At 44.5% G+C, this 18495-nt stretch carries 10 protein-coding genes; 5 read left to right on the top strand and 5 right to left on the bottom strand.

The features are described from left to right. Nucleotides 1-65 precede the first annotated feature (65 nt). Entirely contained in the window at nucleotides 66-848 is a 783-nt protein-coding gene (gene nudC, locus Q0110_RS16805; protein WP_297909121.1) for an NAD(+) diphosphatase, read from the top strand. A gap of 310 nt (nucleotides 849-1158) precedes the next feature. Here nudC and Q0110_RS16800 read toward each other — a convergent pair whose 3' ends face one another. Continuing rightward, nucleotides 1159-1773, bottom strand: a complete 615-nt coding sequence (locus Q0110_RS16800) for a DUF4858 domain-containing protein (protein WP_297909118.1) — start codon at nucleotides 1771-1773, stop codon at nucleotides 1159-1161. A 216-nt stretch (nucleotides 1774-1989) separates the two neighbouring features. On the opposite strand from Q0110_RS16800, the gene Q0110_RS16795 reads away from it, so the two are divergent. Together Q0110_RS16795 and Q0110_RS16790 are read left to right on the top strand one after the other, a co-directional pair. Next, nucleotides 1990-3354, top strand: coding sequence for a sigma-54 dependent transcriptional regulator (locus tag Q0110_RS16795; protein ID WP_297909115.1), 1365 nt, complete (start codon nucleotides 1990-1992; stop codon nucleotides 3352-3354). Beyond that, nucleotides 3351-4358, top strand: a complete 1008-nt coding sequence (locus Q0110_RS16790; RefSeq protein WP_366139696.1) for a HAMP domain-containing sensor histidine kinase — start codon at nucleotides 3351-3353, stop codon at nucleotides 4356-4358. The genes Q0110_RS16795 and Q0110_RS16790 overlap by 4 nt, the downstream gene beginning before the upstream one ends. On the opposite strand, the gene Q0110_RS16785 is transcribed toward Q0110_RS16790, so the two are convergent. Both Q0110_RS16785 and Q0110_RS16780 read right to left on the bottom strand, forming a co-directional pair. Beyond that, nucleotides 4353-7001 carry an ATP-binding protein gene (locus Q0110_RS16785; RefSeq protein ID WP_297909110.1) on the bottom strand — a complete coding sequence of 883 codons (2649 nt, stop codon included), beginning with the start codon at nucleotides 6999-7001 and terminating at the stop codon, nucleotides 4353-4355. The two genes, Q0110_RS16790 and Q0110_RS16785, sit on opposite strands and share 6 nt — an antisense overlap. 130 nt (nucleotides 7002-7131) lie before the next feature. Then, nucleotides 7132-9525 (bottom strand): TonB-dependent receptor, encoded by a 2394-nt coding sequence (locus tag Q0110_RS16780; protein WP_297909108.1) that lies wholly within the window; start codon nucleotides 9523-9525, stop codon nucleotides 7132-7134. A gap of 162 nt (nucleotides 9526-9687) precedes the next feature. Here Q0110_RS16780 and mnmD point away from each other — a divergent pair, with 162 nt between their 5' ends. Next, the gene (gene mnmD, locus Q0110_RS16775; protein WP_297909105.1) at nucleotides 9688-10350 is read left to right on the top strand and encodes a tRNA (5-methylaminomethyl-2-thiouridine)(34)-methyltransferase MnmD; all 663 of its coding nucleotides are present in this window, start codon (nucleotides 9688-9690) and stop codon (nucleotides 10348-10350) included. Between the two features lie 71 nt (nucleotides 10351-10421). On the opposite strand, the gene trxA is transcribed toward mnmD, so the two are convergent. Together trxA and dnaE are read right to left on the bottom strand one after the other, a co-directional pair. After that, nucleotides 10422-10736, bottom strand: a complete 315-nt coding sequence (trxA, locus tag Q0110_RS16770; protein WP_297909102.1) for a thioredoxin — start codon at nucleotides 10734-10736, stop codon at nucleotides 10422-10424. Nucleotides 10737-10811: 75 nt separating this feature from the next. After that, entirely contained in the window at nucleotides 10812-14615 is a 3804-nt protein-coding gene (gene dnaE, locus Q0110_RS16765; protein ID WP_297909099.1) for a DNA polymerase III subunit alpha, read from the bottom strand. Nucleotides 14616-15332: 717 nt separating this feature from the next. Between dnaE and Q0110_RS16760 the strand changes: the two genes are divergently transcribed. Beyond that, nucleotides 15333-18495 (top strand): DUF6383 domain-containing protein (locus Q0110_RS16760; protein ID WP_297909096.1); only part of this gene is annotated, 3163 nt, incomplete at its 3' end.

Here is an 18495-nt window from a genome sequence, read left to right as displayed (position 1 = left end):
AGGACGTTTTAATTCGTAAGTTCGCGGGTGTTTTAAATACGGAAAGATAAATTGGAAATATCAGAATGGAAACTTCAAATAGACCTTGTTATTGGTTCCTTTTTTACAAAGACCAACTGCTGCTTCAGAAAGAGAACGATGCGTATACCATCCCTTATGGCGAGAATCCCCCGGTTCCGGTTTCTCATATGTTAGAGGTGGATTATCGGGACGGACTTCCCGCACGTACGGCAGAATTGGATACTCCGGTAGAGGCGAATGATCACTACGTACATATGGGATTACGAGCCTCTTGGGATTATATCCCGAAAGCGTGTTACGATAAGGCGGGTAAAGCTTATCAATTGCTTTATTGGGATAGCCATAGCCGTTTCTGTCCGGTATGCGGTACTCGTACCGTACAGGCTACGCCGATCATGAAGCGATGTCCTTCTTGTAAATATGAGATTTATCCGACAATCTCAACTGCCATGATTGTCTTGATCCGCAAAGGAGATTCGATACTTCTGGTACACGCTCGTAATTTCCGGGGAACTTTCCATGGATTGGTGGCCGGATTCTTGGAAGTAGGCGAGACCTTGGAAGAATGCGTGCGCCGGGAAGTCCGTGAAGAAACAGGTTTGGAGGTCGATAATATCACTTATTTCGGAAACCAACCATGGCCTTACCCGAGTGGTCTGATGGTCGGCTTTATCGCAGATTATGTAAGTGGGGAAATTAAGTTGCAGGATGAGGAATTAAGTTCCGGTGCTTTCTATACTAAAGATAACCTGCCAGAAATCCCTCGTAAACTGAGCTTGGCTCGTAGGCTAATTGATTGGTGGCTGGAACAAATGGACGCAAGATAAAAAGATAAGGAGACATATTATGGTATCAGGCGTAAATTGAAACAATGCTTGAAATCTATTAGGATTGGAAAAATTATCTTATAACCAAACGATGTAAACAATTGAGAGTTTTGAAGAAAGAAAATCTTCGAGATCATATATTCGATAAGGTATAGGCCCTGAATACGCAGGCTAAATTATCTGCCAACCGGTATCATCCAGGCAAAGAACCCGCAGAGACTGAATAAAGATGCGTAATACGCCACTGAAGGTGGTAATGTCGCCGTGAATGGATTGGAAGCAAGGACAAGACGGAAGATAATGTCTCTGCTCAGCGCCTGGTGTTTTTAGGAAGATCAACTGCCGGAAGACGTGTAGAGTCTTTTTGTGCGGCCTCAGCTTGTTGTCTTTCGAATTTCTTCTTTTTAGAGATGACATCCGGGGTAGGGAGGTTGCCGTAGTTTTGCCAAGTTCCATTGCGTTTTGCGTTGCGTCTGTGGATGTATGTTTTTCGGCTAGTCATTCTTCCTAGATCGAAGGTCGCTAGTGAAGTCCGGCCACTGGCTGGAGTCCTTTTCAATTCATCTAATATGGATTGATAGACTGGCAGTATCTTTTTATACGGTGGGTTATGTCGCCAGAATACCGATGGAGGTAAATCTTTCAGTGCTACTTTCCGGTGTGTCGTATCGTCTTGTTGGATATATTCTGAGAAATCTTTGGTGATAGGGATATTACTGGGAGCGGCCAGTTGAGGTTTCCCAACCGGTGCTTCCGGATTGAGGAAGGAACCGCTTTGGATTGCTTTCTGGAATTCAGGGTTTAATTTGATGGAATCTTTGCCTGCTAATACATTCTGTAGCCAGATTGAATCTTGCTCAGTCCATTGCGCATAGCCTAAGTGTATATTTATACAGACGAAAAATCCGATCAATAGTGGTCTCATGAATGACTGAGTTGTTAATTGTGTTCAAAGATAGTCTTCCTTCTTTCTCCGCATCCTTTCTTTCGCTTAAATAGTCTTACCGTTTACTTAATCTTAACTCTCTTTGCGGACTATTAATTTAACTGTTCACCTGCGCATGATAATCGTTCGATTACGCACGCTTTTTCCATCGATTTAATACGTACCTTTGAAGCTCTACAAATTAGTTCAGCGTTTATGAAGAAAGGAAAGCTATTAATTATAGACGATAATGAGGACATCCTTTTTGCCCTTAACTTATTGCTGGAACCTTATATGGAACAAATAAGAGTGGCAACGCAGCCGGAGCGTATCGATCATTTCATGCGAATATTCATCCCAGATATCATCTTATTGGATATGAACTTCAAACGAGACGCTATCAGTGGACAAGAGGGTTTTTATTGGTTGGAAAAGATTAAAAAGATGGACCCGGACGCAGTCGTTCTTTTTATGACTGCCTATTCGGATACGGATAAGGCCGTGCGAGCGATTAAAGCGGGAGCTACCGATTTTATCCCGAAACCTTGGGAAAAGGAGAAATTACTCGCCACGCTTTCCTCGGCGTTGGAACTTCGTGAAAGTAGGGTAGAAGTACGAAATTTGAAGAAACAAGTCGAGGTCCTCAGCTCGCCCGATGATACAGGCTTCGAGATTATCGGGGAAAGCGAGCCGATGCAGGCTGTTTTCGCTACGATCGATAAATTAAAGAACACGGATGCCAATATATTGATCTTGGGGGAGAATGGGACCGGTAAGGACTTAGTTGCTCGAGCCTTATACCATCAATCCCCACGTTCGGGAAATCTTTTCGTCGGGATCGACGTAGGTTCTATCCCGGAACAGCTCTTCGAGAGCGAGTTGTTCGGCTATGAGAAGGGGGCTTTTACGGATGCCTGCAAGGAAAAGCCGGGGCGTATGGAAGTGGCTTCCGGTGGTACTTTGTTCTTGGACGAAATAGGGAACTTAAGTCTTCCCATGCAAGCGAAACTGTTGACGGCATTGGAAAAACGACAGATAACCCGTTTGGGGGCGACACGACCTATACCGATCGATATCCGGTTGATTTGTGCGACCAACGTGAATATCCACGATCTCGTAGCGGAAGGAACTTTCCGGCAAGATCTTTTGTATCGTATTAATACGATCGAGTTGCATATTCCTCCTTTGCGCGAACGAGGAAACGACGTGATCTTATTGGCAGAATATTTCTTGTCGAAATATGCCCGTAAATATAAGAAAGACTTAAAGGGTATCAACCGGGATGGTAAGAATAAGCTGTGTAATTATGCTTGGCCCGGTAATGTGCGTGAACTGCAACATGCGATTGAGCGTGCGGTAATCTTATCGGAAAGTAATTGGTTAAGGCCGGATGACTTTATTCTGCGCCCCGTTTCGCTTAAAGATAAGGAACCATCCGAGGAATTGAATTTGACGGTATTGGAGAAAGAGGCGATCGAACGTGCCTTACGTCGTTCCGAGGGGAATATCACTCGTGCCGCCGAGCTTCTAGGGATTACCCGTTTTACCCTGTACCGTAAATTGGAGAAATTGGGGTTATGATGCGTTATTGGTTGTTCGTGCGTATTGGGGGGATCGTGCTCTTATCTTTTATTGCCTCATTTCTGATCTTAAAAGGGCTTTTGTTTGTTCCCGTGATGTTAGGATTTTGTATTCTTGCGCTCTCTGTCTCCTTATATAAGGATCAACAAAAGACTATTAAACGGATGAAATATCTGATAGAGAGTGTTCATTACGGGGATCTGAGCCTGTTTTATCCTTCCGATTCAATGACAAAAGACGAAAAAGCATTGGTCTCCTCTATGAACGAGGCCTTGGAAGCTCTGCGGAGTCGATTGTATAATTCGGTAGTCGCCGAGGCAGAAACCGAGGCATGGCAAAAACTTATCCGGGTATTGACACATGAGATCATGAACTCTATCGCCCCGGTAATCTCTTTATCGGAGACGGTTGCCGAACGTGCGACGATAAACGGCATGAACGAGAACGATTACGCCATTATGGTACAAGCTATGCAAACCATCCACCGGCGAAGTAAGGGGTTATTGGATTTTGTCGAGAATTATCGGAAATTGACCCGCCTGCCTTCACCTACTTTACGGAATTTCTCGCTTTCGGCCCTTTTTGACGACATCCGGCTTCTGTTTCCGGAGAGATCCGATATCCTCTTTTTTCAGGTAAAACCGGAGGATTTGAATTTATATGCGGATCGGATCATGGTGGAACAAGTATTGATTAATCTATTGAAGAATGCGATAGAGGCTTGTGAAGAGGCTTTATCCCCGCTGATAGAGGTTGAGGCTGTCCGAAAGAATAGTATGATAATTATTTCGGTGACCGATAACGGCTGTGGAATTGTTCCCGAGGCAATCGACCGAGTCTTTGTTCCATTTTTTACGACTAAGAGTAAAGGTTCCGGCATCGGATTGAGCCTTTGCCGGCAGGTCATGAACCGTCATGGAGGGAGTATCAGCGTCGATTCCCAAGTAGAGAAGGGTACCTCCTTCGTTTTACGTTTCCCGATTGTCGCGAAACGGATCTTATAAAAAAGCATTAATGCATGCGATCAGCTTGTCCGGCTTGATCGGTTTAGCGATGTAAGAAGAAAATCCACTTTGCTTAACCCGTTCCTCATCCTCCGCGAAAGCAAAAGCTGTTACGGCGATGATAGGGATGGCCTGGTCTTTTTCCCGGATCACCCGTGTGGCCTCGTAACCATCTACGATCGGCATTTTTAAGTCCATCAAAATTAGGTCTGGTTGGTATTTGTCAAATAAATCGATCGCTTGCTCTCCGTTCCATGCGTGTACGAGGTTATAATCTTTCAGCATGGCTTGGAATAAAGTATAATTGCTTTCGTTATCTTCCGCTACTAATATTGTCGTGGATTTAGAAGATTTGCCCTTTTGCGCATGCTCGATTCTCGGTTTCTCTCGCGAGACATCTTGTATTTCCAATATCGAATAGGGCAATGTAAACCAGAATGTCGAACCTTCTCCTAGCTCGGATTCCACCCCTATGTCTCCACCCAGACGCTTGATAATCATCTGGCAGATCGATAATCCCAAGCCAGTTCCTTGCACAAAGCTGTTTAACTTGACGAAACGGGTGAAAACTTGATCAATCTTATCCTTTGCGATACCGCACCCCGTGTCTTTTACATAGAAATATAACTCGTCACCTTTCCGGCGATAACCAAACAGGATACTACCATGGGTTGTAAACTTAATGGCGTTGTTGATAAAGTTCGTAATGACTTGGGAGATCCGATTCCGGTCGGTATGTAATATGCAATTGGGGATCTTCTCGACAAAACTTACCTGTACACCCTCTGCCGCCTTCAAGCGGGAAGACTGCTCGATATCGGAGAGTAGTTGATTGACATTTACATCCGAATCCACGAATTCTAGCGTTCCCGCCTCTATCTTGGCTAGATCGAGAATGTCGTTGATCAGTTGCAATAACAGGTCATTGTTGCTATTGATGATATTGATGTACTCCTCTTTATCCTCTGTATTTTCGGTTACAGCCAATAATCCGGAAAAACCGACGATCGCGTTCAACGGTGTCCGGATCTCATGACTCATGTTCGCTAAGAACGCGGACTTCAGACGATCGGATTCTTCCGCTTTCTCTTTCGCTTTCCTCAGTTCATTTTCCGCTTGCTTTTGCTTTGTCACATCTTCTTTCTTAAAGATCACGCCGATAAGATTGTCATGATCGTCTAACACGGGGTTTGCCAAGACGTGGAGATACTGTCCATCGCCGAACTCTTTCGTGAGATGGATTTGTTTCTTGGTTTCCATAGCTTTTACGACCGTACAACGGGTACAATAAGGTCTTACCCCGTTCTTGACCAGGAAACAATTATTCGGGCCAAATTCCGGGATACAATCATGGAACTCCACCTCGTTTTTCCATTTCACGGTATAATCCGGTTTGATAAAATAGATGGAAGCTTGGATATTATTCATGATTAGGATATTGTCTTTCTGCAAATCCAATAATTTATCTTTCAGTTTATTGGTACGGATAAAGAAGATTAATATCATAATCAGGAAAATAAGCAATACGGTAATTACGCTTAACATGATCTCGAATCTGTATTTGGAGAACAGGTTCGGATCTTCATTGATAATAGAGGCATTGCGAGGTAAAGACAATCTGCTGATGTTGAATTCCTTGATCTTTGAAGCGTCAAATATATAGCCGTTAGGAATGATCTGGGGATGGATCTCTTTGGGAGTGATTTTCTTGTCCAATATATTTAAAGCCTCCTTTGCCAGGTCGGAGCCTATAGGTCTGTATTGAGGGCAGAAACCTCCGATCGCCCAGTGTCCTATACCAAGAGACGCCAACGTGAACGTAGGGATTTGGGGATTGGCTGTCATCATGGTATACGTGGCATTCCCGACATAATACCCGTCGTTCACGTCTACACGCCATGTGCCGATCAAGATCACGGTCTGGTCCGGTAAATTCTTGATCTGGTCTACGATGGTGTAGATATTATTCTTTCTTCCGTCCAGTAATATCAAGTTCAGCTCCTCGATATTTTCCATCTCCTTTTTTACCAAGGCTTGCATAGCCAAGCCTCCATACGTATTATCGGTGATTAACGCTATGTTTCGGGTTTTAGGATACAACTTCTGTATCAACCGGATGTTTTCTCTTACATTATAAGAGTATAAGAATCCGCCAATGTGTAAACCTTTATCTACGTATTCCTGGATATCAATATATTTCGGTTCCCATTCGGCTACGTTTAGATCCGGATTGGGTAACGAGATCGCGTTTCTGCTGACCATGCCGCATAAGACCGGCAAGTCGGGCTTACAATCTTGGGAGATATAAGAGGCCCATGCCTCTTGCCCTAAGATGATGATAAGCTGGGGGGTATTATTTCCTTTGTACTTGTTCAGGATACCTTTCAACTTGCCTTCCCATAGAGGAGCCTCCGGAAGGCTTTTACAGTTCATGTTCTCGATAACGACCGGCGATACGCCACCTCCCCGCTTATATTCCTCCATAAACTCAGAGATATTGGCGGTAGTGTTGCGTGTATCGGGATTGTATGAGCTGATGATTAAAATGGGGCCTGTATCATCTGTAGCGCATAAGCGGGAAGAGAAGACCAGACTTAACACGATAAAGAGTACAAATCGTATGTAGTTTTTTAATGATGTCATTCTTCACTACTTATTCAAGTGCTTATTGCGATTAAAGTACTGTTTGTTGTTAATACAGACCGCAAAAATAGAAAAGATTTATGATTAATCGCTGAATTTCAAAATAAAAAGGAGCTGTTACGTTTAAAATCTATAGTTCGATCATCAGTCCGATACTTGGAAGAAGTGTACCCGTAAGGCGCTCGATCGGTTTTAGCTCGTATCGTTGCTCATTTATGGGAGCTTCCGGATTAATGATTTTACCCGTTTTGATATATACGTCTTGCTCTTTGTATTTGGAATTTAATACGTTCTGGATGTCGATATAGGCCCCAAGCATTATCTTTTTGAAATAAAATGTCTTGTCGATACGGATATCTAACTGCGTAAATGGTTTGAGCCGCTCGCTGTTAAACCGGCTGTAATTGTAATATAGCCCGTTGTTAGCGTCCCAAGCTTCTACATAACTACTTTTTTCCACATCGTAAGGTGTATAGGGTGCTCCGCCTACTATGCGGAACTTAGCGCCTACGTCCCAGTTTTTAGGTAAAGAGTAGGTTCCGCTAAACGTGAACAAATGCTTGTTATCCCAAGCGGAAGGAAGGAAAGTATCCGTGTTTCTTCCATCTTTGAATTCGCTTCTCACCAAAGTATAGGAGGCGATGAAAGTGAGCCCTTTATAATTATACCAACGCCCCATGATCTCAAGCCCGTAAGCCCGTCCTGTGGCCGTAGACGATACGGCTTCATTTCCCAAGACACCATAATCCGTACCTTTTGATGCCAGTGGGATACTGTCGAGTATGGACATCGGATAATGATCGTAATGTTTATAGAATCCTTCGGCTGTAAATTTCAGATATGAGGTAGGGCGGTACTCCAGGCCTAATCCTGCTTGATCGCTCCGGATATAACTTAGATGATTGGCACGGTTGATATAATTACCTTCATTATCCTTGAACCCCAATGTCGTGTAAGGGGGAAGCTCGTAATAACGCCCGATATTCGCGTTTATATAAAGCGGATCAAGCAGGCGGTAGGATAAAGACAGGCGGGGAGATAGCTGATCCAACAGGTTATTCATATCCGGGGAATAATTGTTTGCGTCCGCGCGAACACCTAGAGATGCGGTGAACCGCTCGTCATAACTCTCGTAGATAGCCGTGGCGTAGATACCCCACTTCCATACGCCAAGGTCTGTTTGGTATACGATGGTACGCGGGATAGAGGTAAATTGCTTTTGGTAAGTATCGTTCGTATACTGGGCGTATTCGATGTTTCCTCCGGCATTCAATTGAATGAACGGCAAACGAAACGTGTTTTCCGTGCGGAACTTGTTCTCTATCTCGTCCGAGCGATAGTTTAGGGAGAGATTTTCTGCCTTGCTTTCATCATTGTCTTTATACTTGATGTTTTTATTATTGGTCTGGCTCCGGCTGATGATGACCGAGTAGATATTTTTACCGGCGTAATGCTTATAGACCGCACCAAGGGTATAAGTCTTTTGCTTTACGACTGGCAGGTAAGAGAGAATATATTGGTTTTTCTCACTCATATCCTCCATCCCCGTATTCAATTTCATATCATCGATCGCCCCTAGTCCGAGTATGGTAAGCTCGTTCTTAGGATCGAACGAATGTTTGATCTTGAATTGGGCATCCGTGAAAGTAGGTAAGAACGGCAAGCCGATCATGTCGAAAAGGAATTGAAGATAAGAGCGGCGAACAGAAACTTGATAAGTAGTCTTTTTCCCCAACGGCCCGTTGGCGGAAATACCGATATCCGAGGCCCCCAGGATTCCCCGCAATGAGAATTTCTCCTTGTTGCCATCTTGTAGCTTGAAGTCTAGTACCGAGCTTAAGGCATTTCCCTTGGATGCGGGAAATGCCGCCGAATAGAAGTTGACCTCCCTGATGAAATCGGGATTGATGATACCTACCGGGCCTCCGGAGGCACCTTGGGTAGAGAAATGATTGATATTCGGTATCTCTACACCATCCAAGAAGAAACGATTTTCCGAGGGACCTCCTCCTCTTACCATCAAGTCGTTGCGAAACGCGGCTGTAGACGCTACTCCGGGGAAGGTCTGTACCACCCGGGAGATATCCCGGTTTCCTCCAGCGCTTTTCTCTATCTCCTTGAAACCGATAACCCGGAGTCCTAGCGGGCTTTCAGCCGTCTTGCGGAATGGAGAGGCCACCACGTTAACCTCTTGCAGTTTTTGGCTGGCCTCCTCCAGCTCGATCGGGAAAAATATATCTTTATTCGCTACCCTGAACTCGGCGGTGACGAATGGCTTATATCCCAAAAAGGAGGATTGGAGACGGTAGCTTCCGGGTGATATGCCGGATATTTCGAATAATCCGGTGGAATCGGTGACCGCCCCTTGCGTCGTGTTCCATACCACTACGTTCGCGAAAGGTATAGGCTCTCCGCTCGAGGCATCTTTTACGATCCCTTTGATCGAGAAGGTGTACTGTTGCCCGCTGACAACTTGTATGGTGCATACTAAGAATATCAAGAAGAAAAGATGGCGTCTATCCATATCTCATATCGTTTACATCGGTAAAGGTACGAATTAATATTGAAAGAAATATACAAGACTGTTTGTACGTAAGAAGTGAATATGATAAATTTGTTATATGCTATAATTATGCGATTAAAAACAGATGATCCATGAAAAGCAATATTTATAATTAATAGAATAATGGAGAAAGAATTACAGATAACGGCAGATGGAAGCCATACGCTATATATTCCGGCGATGGATGAGCATTATCATTCCGTGAACGGGGCGTTGCAGGAATCGAGACATATATTTATAGAGGCGGGATTGCATGCGCTGGAGAAAGACTTTATCCGGATCGCGGAGATTGGTTTTGGTACAGGGTTGAACGCTTTCTTGACATTGAAGGATGTCGAGCTATCTCAAGCACATCATATTGATTATCATACGGTGGAGTTATACCCGCTTCCTTTAGGTACGATTCGTGCCTTGAATTACGGGGAGCTGGTCTGGCCGGAGAGAAAAGAGATGTTTTTAACCTTGCATGAGGCAGAATGGAATATCCCCGTTTCAATCTCAGAGCGCTTTACGCTTCATAAGATAGAAGGAGATAGCAACACCTGTGAACTGCCGGATAATATCGATTTAATCTATTTCGACGCTTTCGCGCCAGAGAAGCAACCGGAGATGTGGAATCAAGAAATCTATAACCGTTTATATGCCCATACCGCTCCGCGTGGATTGATCGTAACCTATTGCGCGAAAGGAGAGGTACGCAGAGGTATGCAAGCGGCAGGTTTTGAGATGAGCCGTCTTCCCGGTCCTCCGGGTAAACGCCACATACTAAGGGGAATTAAAAATTGAGAATTGAGAATTGAAAATTAGATGATTCGGTAATTCCCAGTTTTCAATTCTCAATTCTCAATTTTCAATTCTCAAAGTATTGCCTCAATCTTTTCTACGAACTTATCCTTAGTCGTGGCACCTACTACTTTATCAACCATCTTACCATCTTTAAAGAAAAGGACGGTAGGGATGTTGCGGATACCGAATTGTCCGACTACATCGTCGTTCTCGTCTACATTCATTTTACCGATCGTTACACGACCTTCATACTCGGTAGCCAATTCTTCAATGATTGGAGATACCATGCGGCAAGGGCCACACCACTCTGCCCAGAAGTCAAGAACCATGGGCTTGCCGGAGTTTACCAACTCCTCGAAATTAGCGTCTGTAATTTGTAGTGCCATTTTGAATTATGTATTATTTAATTATGAATCTCGTTTTGGCGCCAAAAGTACAAATTCTTTCAGCGCCGTACAACTTTAGCCATTAATTTTAAAATCGATGTTCTCGTTCTCCTGTAAAAAGTCTATCAGCTCACGCGTCACGTTCAAGCGGATGTTTTGGGAGAAAAGATTCAGGGAGATGTTATGCTCCCCATCGACAACTTTAAAATATAACAGGCTATGGCCCGGATTGTTCTTGATTAATACGGAAAGCTCGTTGATTGTAGGCTCGTCCAGGTCATGGATGGGTACCGTGATACTTATTTTCTCGATCAACTTGTCTTTCTCGTCTTGTAAAAGATGGATGGTGCCAATCTTGAAATCCAGCTTGTTGGGATCCCAACGGCTGGGTTCTACACGGGCGGTGATCAAGAGGTACATCCCGATTTTACCATACTTGCTGTACTCGATGTAATCTTGTCCGAAAAGAGGAATCTCGCCGCTACCGGTGAAATCCTCGATTTTCAAGATACCGTAAGGCTTCCCGTTCTTGGTCATTCCTTCCCGGAAACCGGTGACGATACCCCCCAATAGAACTTCCCGGCCTTGTAAGGTTTCTCGCTCGTTAAGCTCTATCATACCGGTATTACATACATACTTTAATATGATACGGTATTCATCCAGCGGATGGGCAGACAGATAGATACCGACTAGCTCCTTCTCTTTGTTCAGACGTTCGAGGTCGCTCCAACGTTCACATTGCGGGATTTCCGGTTTAGCGATAGCGACAAAGGCATCCCCCCCGAATAAAGAATTGACTGCCGTGCTCTTATCCATCTGGTATTTGTTGCCATAGCGTACCAAGGTATCCAGGAATAACTCCCCTTTCCCGTTATCGGCGAAGAATTGTTCGCGTTGGATACCGAAATTGTCGAACGCCCCGGCTAAGGCCATGGACTCTATGTTTTTCTTGTTACAAGCGGTCAGGTTTACCCGTTCCACGAAATCGAAGATATTCTTGAACGGACCATTTTTCGTACGTTCCTCGATAATATTCTGTACGGCAGACTCGCCCACGCCTTTCACGGCGCCTAGCCCGAAACGGATGTTCTTGTCCTTATCTACGCTGAACTTCAAGACAGACTCGTTTACGTCCGGTCCCAATACCTGGATACCCATCGCCTTACATTCATCCATGAACTTCGTGATATCCGTGATGTTGGACAAACTTCGGCTTAAGACAGCGGCCATGTACTCGGAAGGGAAGTTCGCTTTTAGGTAAGCGGTCTGGTAAGCCACCCATGAATAGCAGGTAGCGTGACTCTTATTGAAGGCGTATGAGGCGAACTTTTCCCAGTCGGACCAAATCTTATTTAACGTGTCTTCTTTATAACCATTGGCTTGCCCGCCGGCCATAAATTTAGACTTCAAGTGGTTCATCTTCTCGATCAACTTCTTACCCATCGCCTTACGTAAGGCGTCACTCTCGCCACGCGTGAAGTTGGCGAGCAAACGGGATAGAAGCATGACCTGCTCTTGATAAACCGTAATACCGTACGTATCTTTCAGGTAACGTTCCATGACGGGGATATCGTACTTTATCTCTTCTTTACCCTGCTTACGGGCGATGAAGGAAGGAATGTAATCCATTGGGCCTGGGCGATACAGGGCGTTCATGGCGATCAAATCCTCGAATTTGGATGGTTGCAACTCCTTTAGGTACTTCTGCATGCCGGCAGACTCGAACTGGAATGTTCCGGTAGTCTTTCCGTCGCAATATAATTTATACGTCTTAGGATCTTCCAGGCTGATGTGGTCGATATCCAGATCATGTCCGGTAGTCAATTTCACGTTCTCGATCGCTTCCTTGATGATAGACAAAGTCTTCAATCCCAAAAAGTCCATCTTGATCAATCCGGTTTCCTCGATCACGGAGCCTTCGTATTGGGTAACCAGCATCTCCTCGCCGGTATCCTTGTCTTTCGCCGTACTAACGGGTACGACATCCGATATATCGTAGCGTCCGATGATGACACCACAGGCGTGTACACCCGTGTTGCGGACGTTACCTTCTAGCATCTGGGCATATTTCAAGGTATCTCGTACCAAGGGGTCGTTCCCGTTTGCGGCCTCTTTTAATTCCGGAACGTACTTGATGGCATCGCCCAGTTTGAATTTCTTCATGTCCGGAATCTTGTCCGGAACCAGTTTCGCCAACCGGTTCGATTCCGCTAAAGGCAATTTTTGTACACGAGCCACATCCTTGATGGCCGACTTGGTAGCCATCGTGCCATAAGTGATGATATGAGCCACGCGCTCGGCACCGTATTTCTCCGTTACCCAGCGTAACACTTCGCCACGGCCGTCATCGTCGAAGTCGGTATCAATATCGGGGAGGGATATACGGTCCGGATTCAAGAAACGCTCGAACAGGAGGTCGTATTTGATTGGATCGATCCTGGTGATCCCCAAGCAATAAGCTACCGCGGACCCTGCGGCCGAACCACGTCCGGGGCCTACCGATACACCGAGTTCCTCCCGGGCGGCCCGGATGAAATCTTGTACGATTAAGAAGTAACCGGGGAAACCCATCGTCTTCATGATATGCAACTCGAAGTTCAGACGCTCTTTTACCTCGTCGTTCAGAGGGTCTCCATAAAGATCTTTGGCTCCATCGTAAGTCAGCTTCGCCAAATAATCGGCCTCTAGCTTGATGCGGTATAGCTTATCGTATCCACCTAGTTTCTTGATTTTCGAATGCGCCTCTTCCTCGCTTAATACGACGTTCCCATTCTCGTCTCGGGTAAATTCCTCGAATAAATCGTGTTCCGTCAATTTCTTACGGTAGGATTCCTCTGTGCCAAACTCTTCTGGTATGGCGAAAGTCGGCATGATAGGACCGCTATCGATGGAGTAGAACTCAACTTTGTCCGCTATCTCGAGCGTGTTGCTCAAGGCTTCGGGGATGTCGGCGAAGATGGCGTTCATCTCGGCGGTGGTTTTCATCCATTCCTGCTTGGAATAACGCATACGTTTGGGATCGTCCAGGTCTTTACCGGTACTGAGGCAGATCAGGCGATCGTGCGCTTCCGCGTCGTCAGCGTTGACGAAATGGACATCGTTGGTAGCGATTAGCTTGATATTATGTTTGCGAGCCAACTCGATTAATACCTTGTTTACCTCTTGCTGGTGAGGATAGACCGTGCAATCTGCGTTGGGGTCGTGCGTCTCATGCCGTTGCATTTCCAAATAATAATCCTCCCCGAAGAGATTCTTGAACCAAAGGACGGATTCCTCTGCCTTATCGATTCGTCCATGCATGATATGTTGAGGGATCTCCCCGCCTAGGCAGGCAGAGCAGATGATCAGGTCTTCGTGGTATTTTTCCAGCAATTCCTTGTCGATACGAGGACGCCCGTAAAAGCCTTCTGTCCACGAGAGGGAGACCATCTTGATCAGGTTCTTGTAGCCATTCTTGTTCTTAGCCAATACGATCAGGTGCCAGCCGCTACGGTCGTCTTGCGAGGCCAGTTTGCTATGCCTCCCGTTACGTGCGCAATAACATTCGCAGCCGATGATCGGCTTGAAGATAGAGGCTTTCGCGTCGGCGATTTGTTTCTGCAGTTCCGTTATCTTTTGTTGTTCCTCTTCGTTTGGAGCTTCCTTGGCCAGCAGCGGTTTTAGTTCTTTCTCGGAATCCTTGATGATCCCGAGAGGTTTACTATTCTTTTTGTTAACCTTGTTGAAGAACTCCTTGATACCGAACATAACGCCGTGGTCTGTTACGGCGATCGCACGCATCCCATCTTTGTACGCTTTGTCGATCAACGCGTCGATGGATGCCTGTCCGTCCAGTAGGGAATACTGGGTATGTACGTGTAAATGAATGAACGGTTCCATATATATAATGTATGCTCTCTGGTGTCTGTTGAAATGTGTGTGTAAAGGTAGGAAATATTTTTTAGTGCGAGAGATGTTGTTTTGCTTTTAAAAAAACATGTACGTCTTTTTTCGGAAACACGTACATGTTTTCGGAAAAACTCGTACGTGTTTTTTAGGGGATGTAACACGGTGATAATAGGGGCTATCCCGGAGAATCTATGTGTCATATAAACGGATGCTATATCAATGCTTTGCTTAACCTAAACCGTATATTGTGGCAAGGGATTTTCTTGAAGCTCTTGAGCTAACGGACGGAAGGTGGCTACGAATCTGGATCGGGGGAAACAAATATTTTGATCTATAGTAAAAAGGTAATCTTATTTTTATTGATTGTTGGATGGTATATTTATAATGTACGTACGTACATTAAAGATAATATGATTAAAAAACGATTGGTTTAAACGATCGTTTTAATTAGTCATTTGCAAAGGTACGCGTTTCTTTGATTCTTGCAACCCTTCTTCGTTATTTTTTTATCGCTTATTTTCTTTCTTATCAGTAGGATAGGTTATCCTTTACGAAACAAGCGGTTCCTTTAACGAACTTTCCTTTCATGCCTCTTGAAAACGCAAGATTTAGACGATGGTTTAGACTAGTCGTTTTCGAACGGCAGTCTGCTGTCAAGATGTGGCTAAGTGCTTAATTAACACTATTATTAATATTAAATTTTAAATTATGAACAGAAAGATTTCTACATTGTTTACGGCGGGTCTGCTCGTGGCAGGGTCGCTGTGCGGTAGTGCTTGGGCGCAAACCATTCAGGACTTGACGGGTTTGAGAGGTGTGTCTGCGGCAAATGAGTTGAAAGACGGAAGTAAGTATTTGCTGGTGGCTCCTTTTTCAAATGAGGCTTATGGCCATAAGTTGAATGGAACAACATTGGGCGAGTTTACGAAGGATTATACTAGCGATGTCCTTAATGACAAAAAAGACGTGAGACAGTTTGTTTGGGAAGTTGGTGTGAACACTGCTCTGGGGCAAACTGTGTATACTTTCAAAAACGTAGAGACTGGTAAGCTTTTGAGAATAAAGAAAAGCGGATCTAGTGTAGGTAGTGGTATAGAAAATAATACTACTGTAGATGATGCTAATACTTACAAAGAATTTGCTTTTGAGGCAAGTATATCCGCATCTACGGTAGCAGCTGGAAAATACTCTTCTTCAAATAAGTATCTGTATGTTCATGAACAGAAGACGAGTTATTCAGTTCCTCCATTTGGTTTAGATTGGAGTTCCGGTCAGATTAGTACAACATCGGTTGTAGCTCCGAAGTTCTATGAGGTGAAATCCGAGAATTTCATGGACGCTGATGAGCTGAATGCTTTGTATAACACTTCCGGTTTCTCTTTCGTTAGCAAGAGAAAAGATCCGGATCAGGGTGATGTGGAGCCTGAGTATAACCTGTTCAACGGAAAGAGGGTCGTAGCTCGTTATATTAGCTCAAAGGTTGAAGTGGATGCGACTAAAGATCCTTCTTATTCCGGTTCTAATAAGGATATGTACATTCCTAAAGGTATGTATTTCTTCACGGAGAACGCTCCGAAGGAGGGTAGCACAAATTATAAAGACTGGATGAATGCTACGATCTTGGTTGTAAGTTCTACAGAGACTGTGGAACAGACTGCTACGGGACGTGCGCTTGGTGACGGTTTCCGTTTGGTGGAGAAAAAGGTGAGCGACTTGAACTTCTATCAAGGTACCGATGCGCAATGGTTGGCAGAGGGAGATGAGATCTCTATCAACAACGCTAAATTCAATGTACAGAGGAGTTATGTGGATGACTATCCTTATGAGTTGAACATACCGGATTTCCGTTTCCGTGTCCAACCTAGTAAAACGGCTCAAATGAACGCTAAAGATGTTGCTGATAATGCAGGTGAAGGCGTGAAGATGTGGGTTCTGAAACATAACGACAAATACTATTTGACTACGGTTTCTCACAAGACAGATGATGCTAATCAATTCATCTTCAAGCTTGGTTTATCTGGCATGAAGAAAGGTATCGACTTGTTGAATAGCGAGGCTAAGGTTTCCGCTTATACGATCCGTATCTTGGGTGGTAAGGAATATACTTCTCCGAATTCGAATATAGATAAGAAAGATATCAAGAGCGCATATGGCAAGTACTTGACAAATGATGTTGAGAGCTCTGCCTTCAAGTTCGCCGCTAAAGCGAAAGTCTTGTCTCAATTGGAGGCTCCGGCTTATCAATGGGCGATCACGAGTGTGGACGATGACTATACGATTACATTCACGAACCGTGAGACTGGCGAATATTTCGTAACCGGTTTGTTCCCGATGACAGACTTAGGTGAAAACGTATATGAGTTGGCTATTTCAAAAACTTCTCAGACAAAAGAAGTGGGTGGTGTCGTAGTAAAAGACGGATTGTGCGTTGACGCTATCTACGTAGATGAGAATACTTATAATGAAACCGAAGAAGAGAACGTTAGCTTGCAGCAAATGATCGTAGAGTTGACTCCGGTGGAGGTTGATCCGATGGCCGGCTTCTGGGAACCCGCAGATGAGACTTTGGTAACAATGGCTTTCGCTCGCGATAATAACGAGACTTCCAATAAGTGGTATGCGGCAGTTACGGATAATGGTAACACCCCCGGTACTGCTTCTTATACAGCTCAGTTGAATAAGAACGGTAAGTTTGCGGACAAAGTGTATGATGCCGCTCAATGGCAATTGGTTAAGGGTATTAAGAGAACGATTATCGAACGTAGCTTCGTTTACAACAAGGATGGCCGTGTAACGGTACAAGCCAGAGGGGATAAGGGATATGCTTATTCTTATCAGTTGCAGTATATCCATGATGGTATTGAGACGGAGAAATACTTCCCGTTGAAAAAAACTCTTATGAATTATGTAGATGAAGAGTCTCAATTGGTAAGTGAGAATACCGCTAACTTCATTATCAAGAAGGCTGTAGATGGTTCGGTTTACTTGATTGAGGTGGATAATACTACTGCGTCTCTAGCCTCTATTTTGGATGAGAATACGAAGTCTGTAGTTTATGCTACTTATGATAGTAGAAATAATGAGTGTGAATATAAGCAACCGAACTCCGTTTATGTATGTCCGAATGAGCTTTCTAGCAGCTTAACGCATAACGACTGGATGTTGAGAACTTACTTATTGGAAGAGGCTCCGGAAATTAGCTATCCGGCCGAGGAAGGTCATATTTCCTTGATAAGCGAGATGAACAATTATATCTCAATGAACGAGGATCGTGATGGTATCGTTGTAAACGAGAATCAATATTCTTTCTACTTACAGGTAACAGATGAGGATGCGGTAGTTCCTTCTTTCTATATCTCAAACAAAGGTACAGTTGAGGATGGTGACAGATTGTTCTTGTTCAATCCGAAAGACTCCGTAAATTACTATGTGGCAGATGGTACATATGACAGGAAGTATCAATGGAACGAGAATGACACGAAGGCTATTTTCAAGCCGGCTACTCTTTTGGAAAGCAAGGATACTTTGACTACGATTGTTAAAGGAAACAAGGTTTCCGTAGCAGAGGAGGCTGATGATGAGGGTGTATTAGGAGGCTTGGATTGTTTTAAGGTTCAGATCATTCAGTGTGAGGATGACGAGAACGCTTATCGTATCCGTTCTGTAGCTAATAAGGGTTCTTATTTATATAGTGTCAACGACAAGTTGTCTTGGAGTGGTGACAAGTCAAACGCTATGCGTTTCACCATCACTGCTGGCGATCCTACTTCCAACGAGTCAATCGCTGACGCTACCGAAGGCATCAAGGTTATCGCCGGCAACGGTATGATCGAGATCCAAGGCGCCGCAGGCAAGATGGTTTCTGTAACGA

Source organism: uncultured Parabacteroides sp., from assembly GCF_947855115.1.
Lineage (GTDB): Bacteria > Bacteroidota > Bacteroidia > Bacteroidales > Tannerellaceae > Parabacteroides.
The sequence above is the reverse complement of the archived record's forward strand: the minus strand, read 5'-3'. Positions and strand labels throughout refer to the sequence as shown.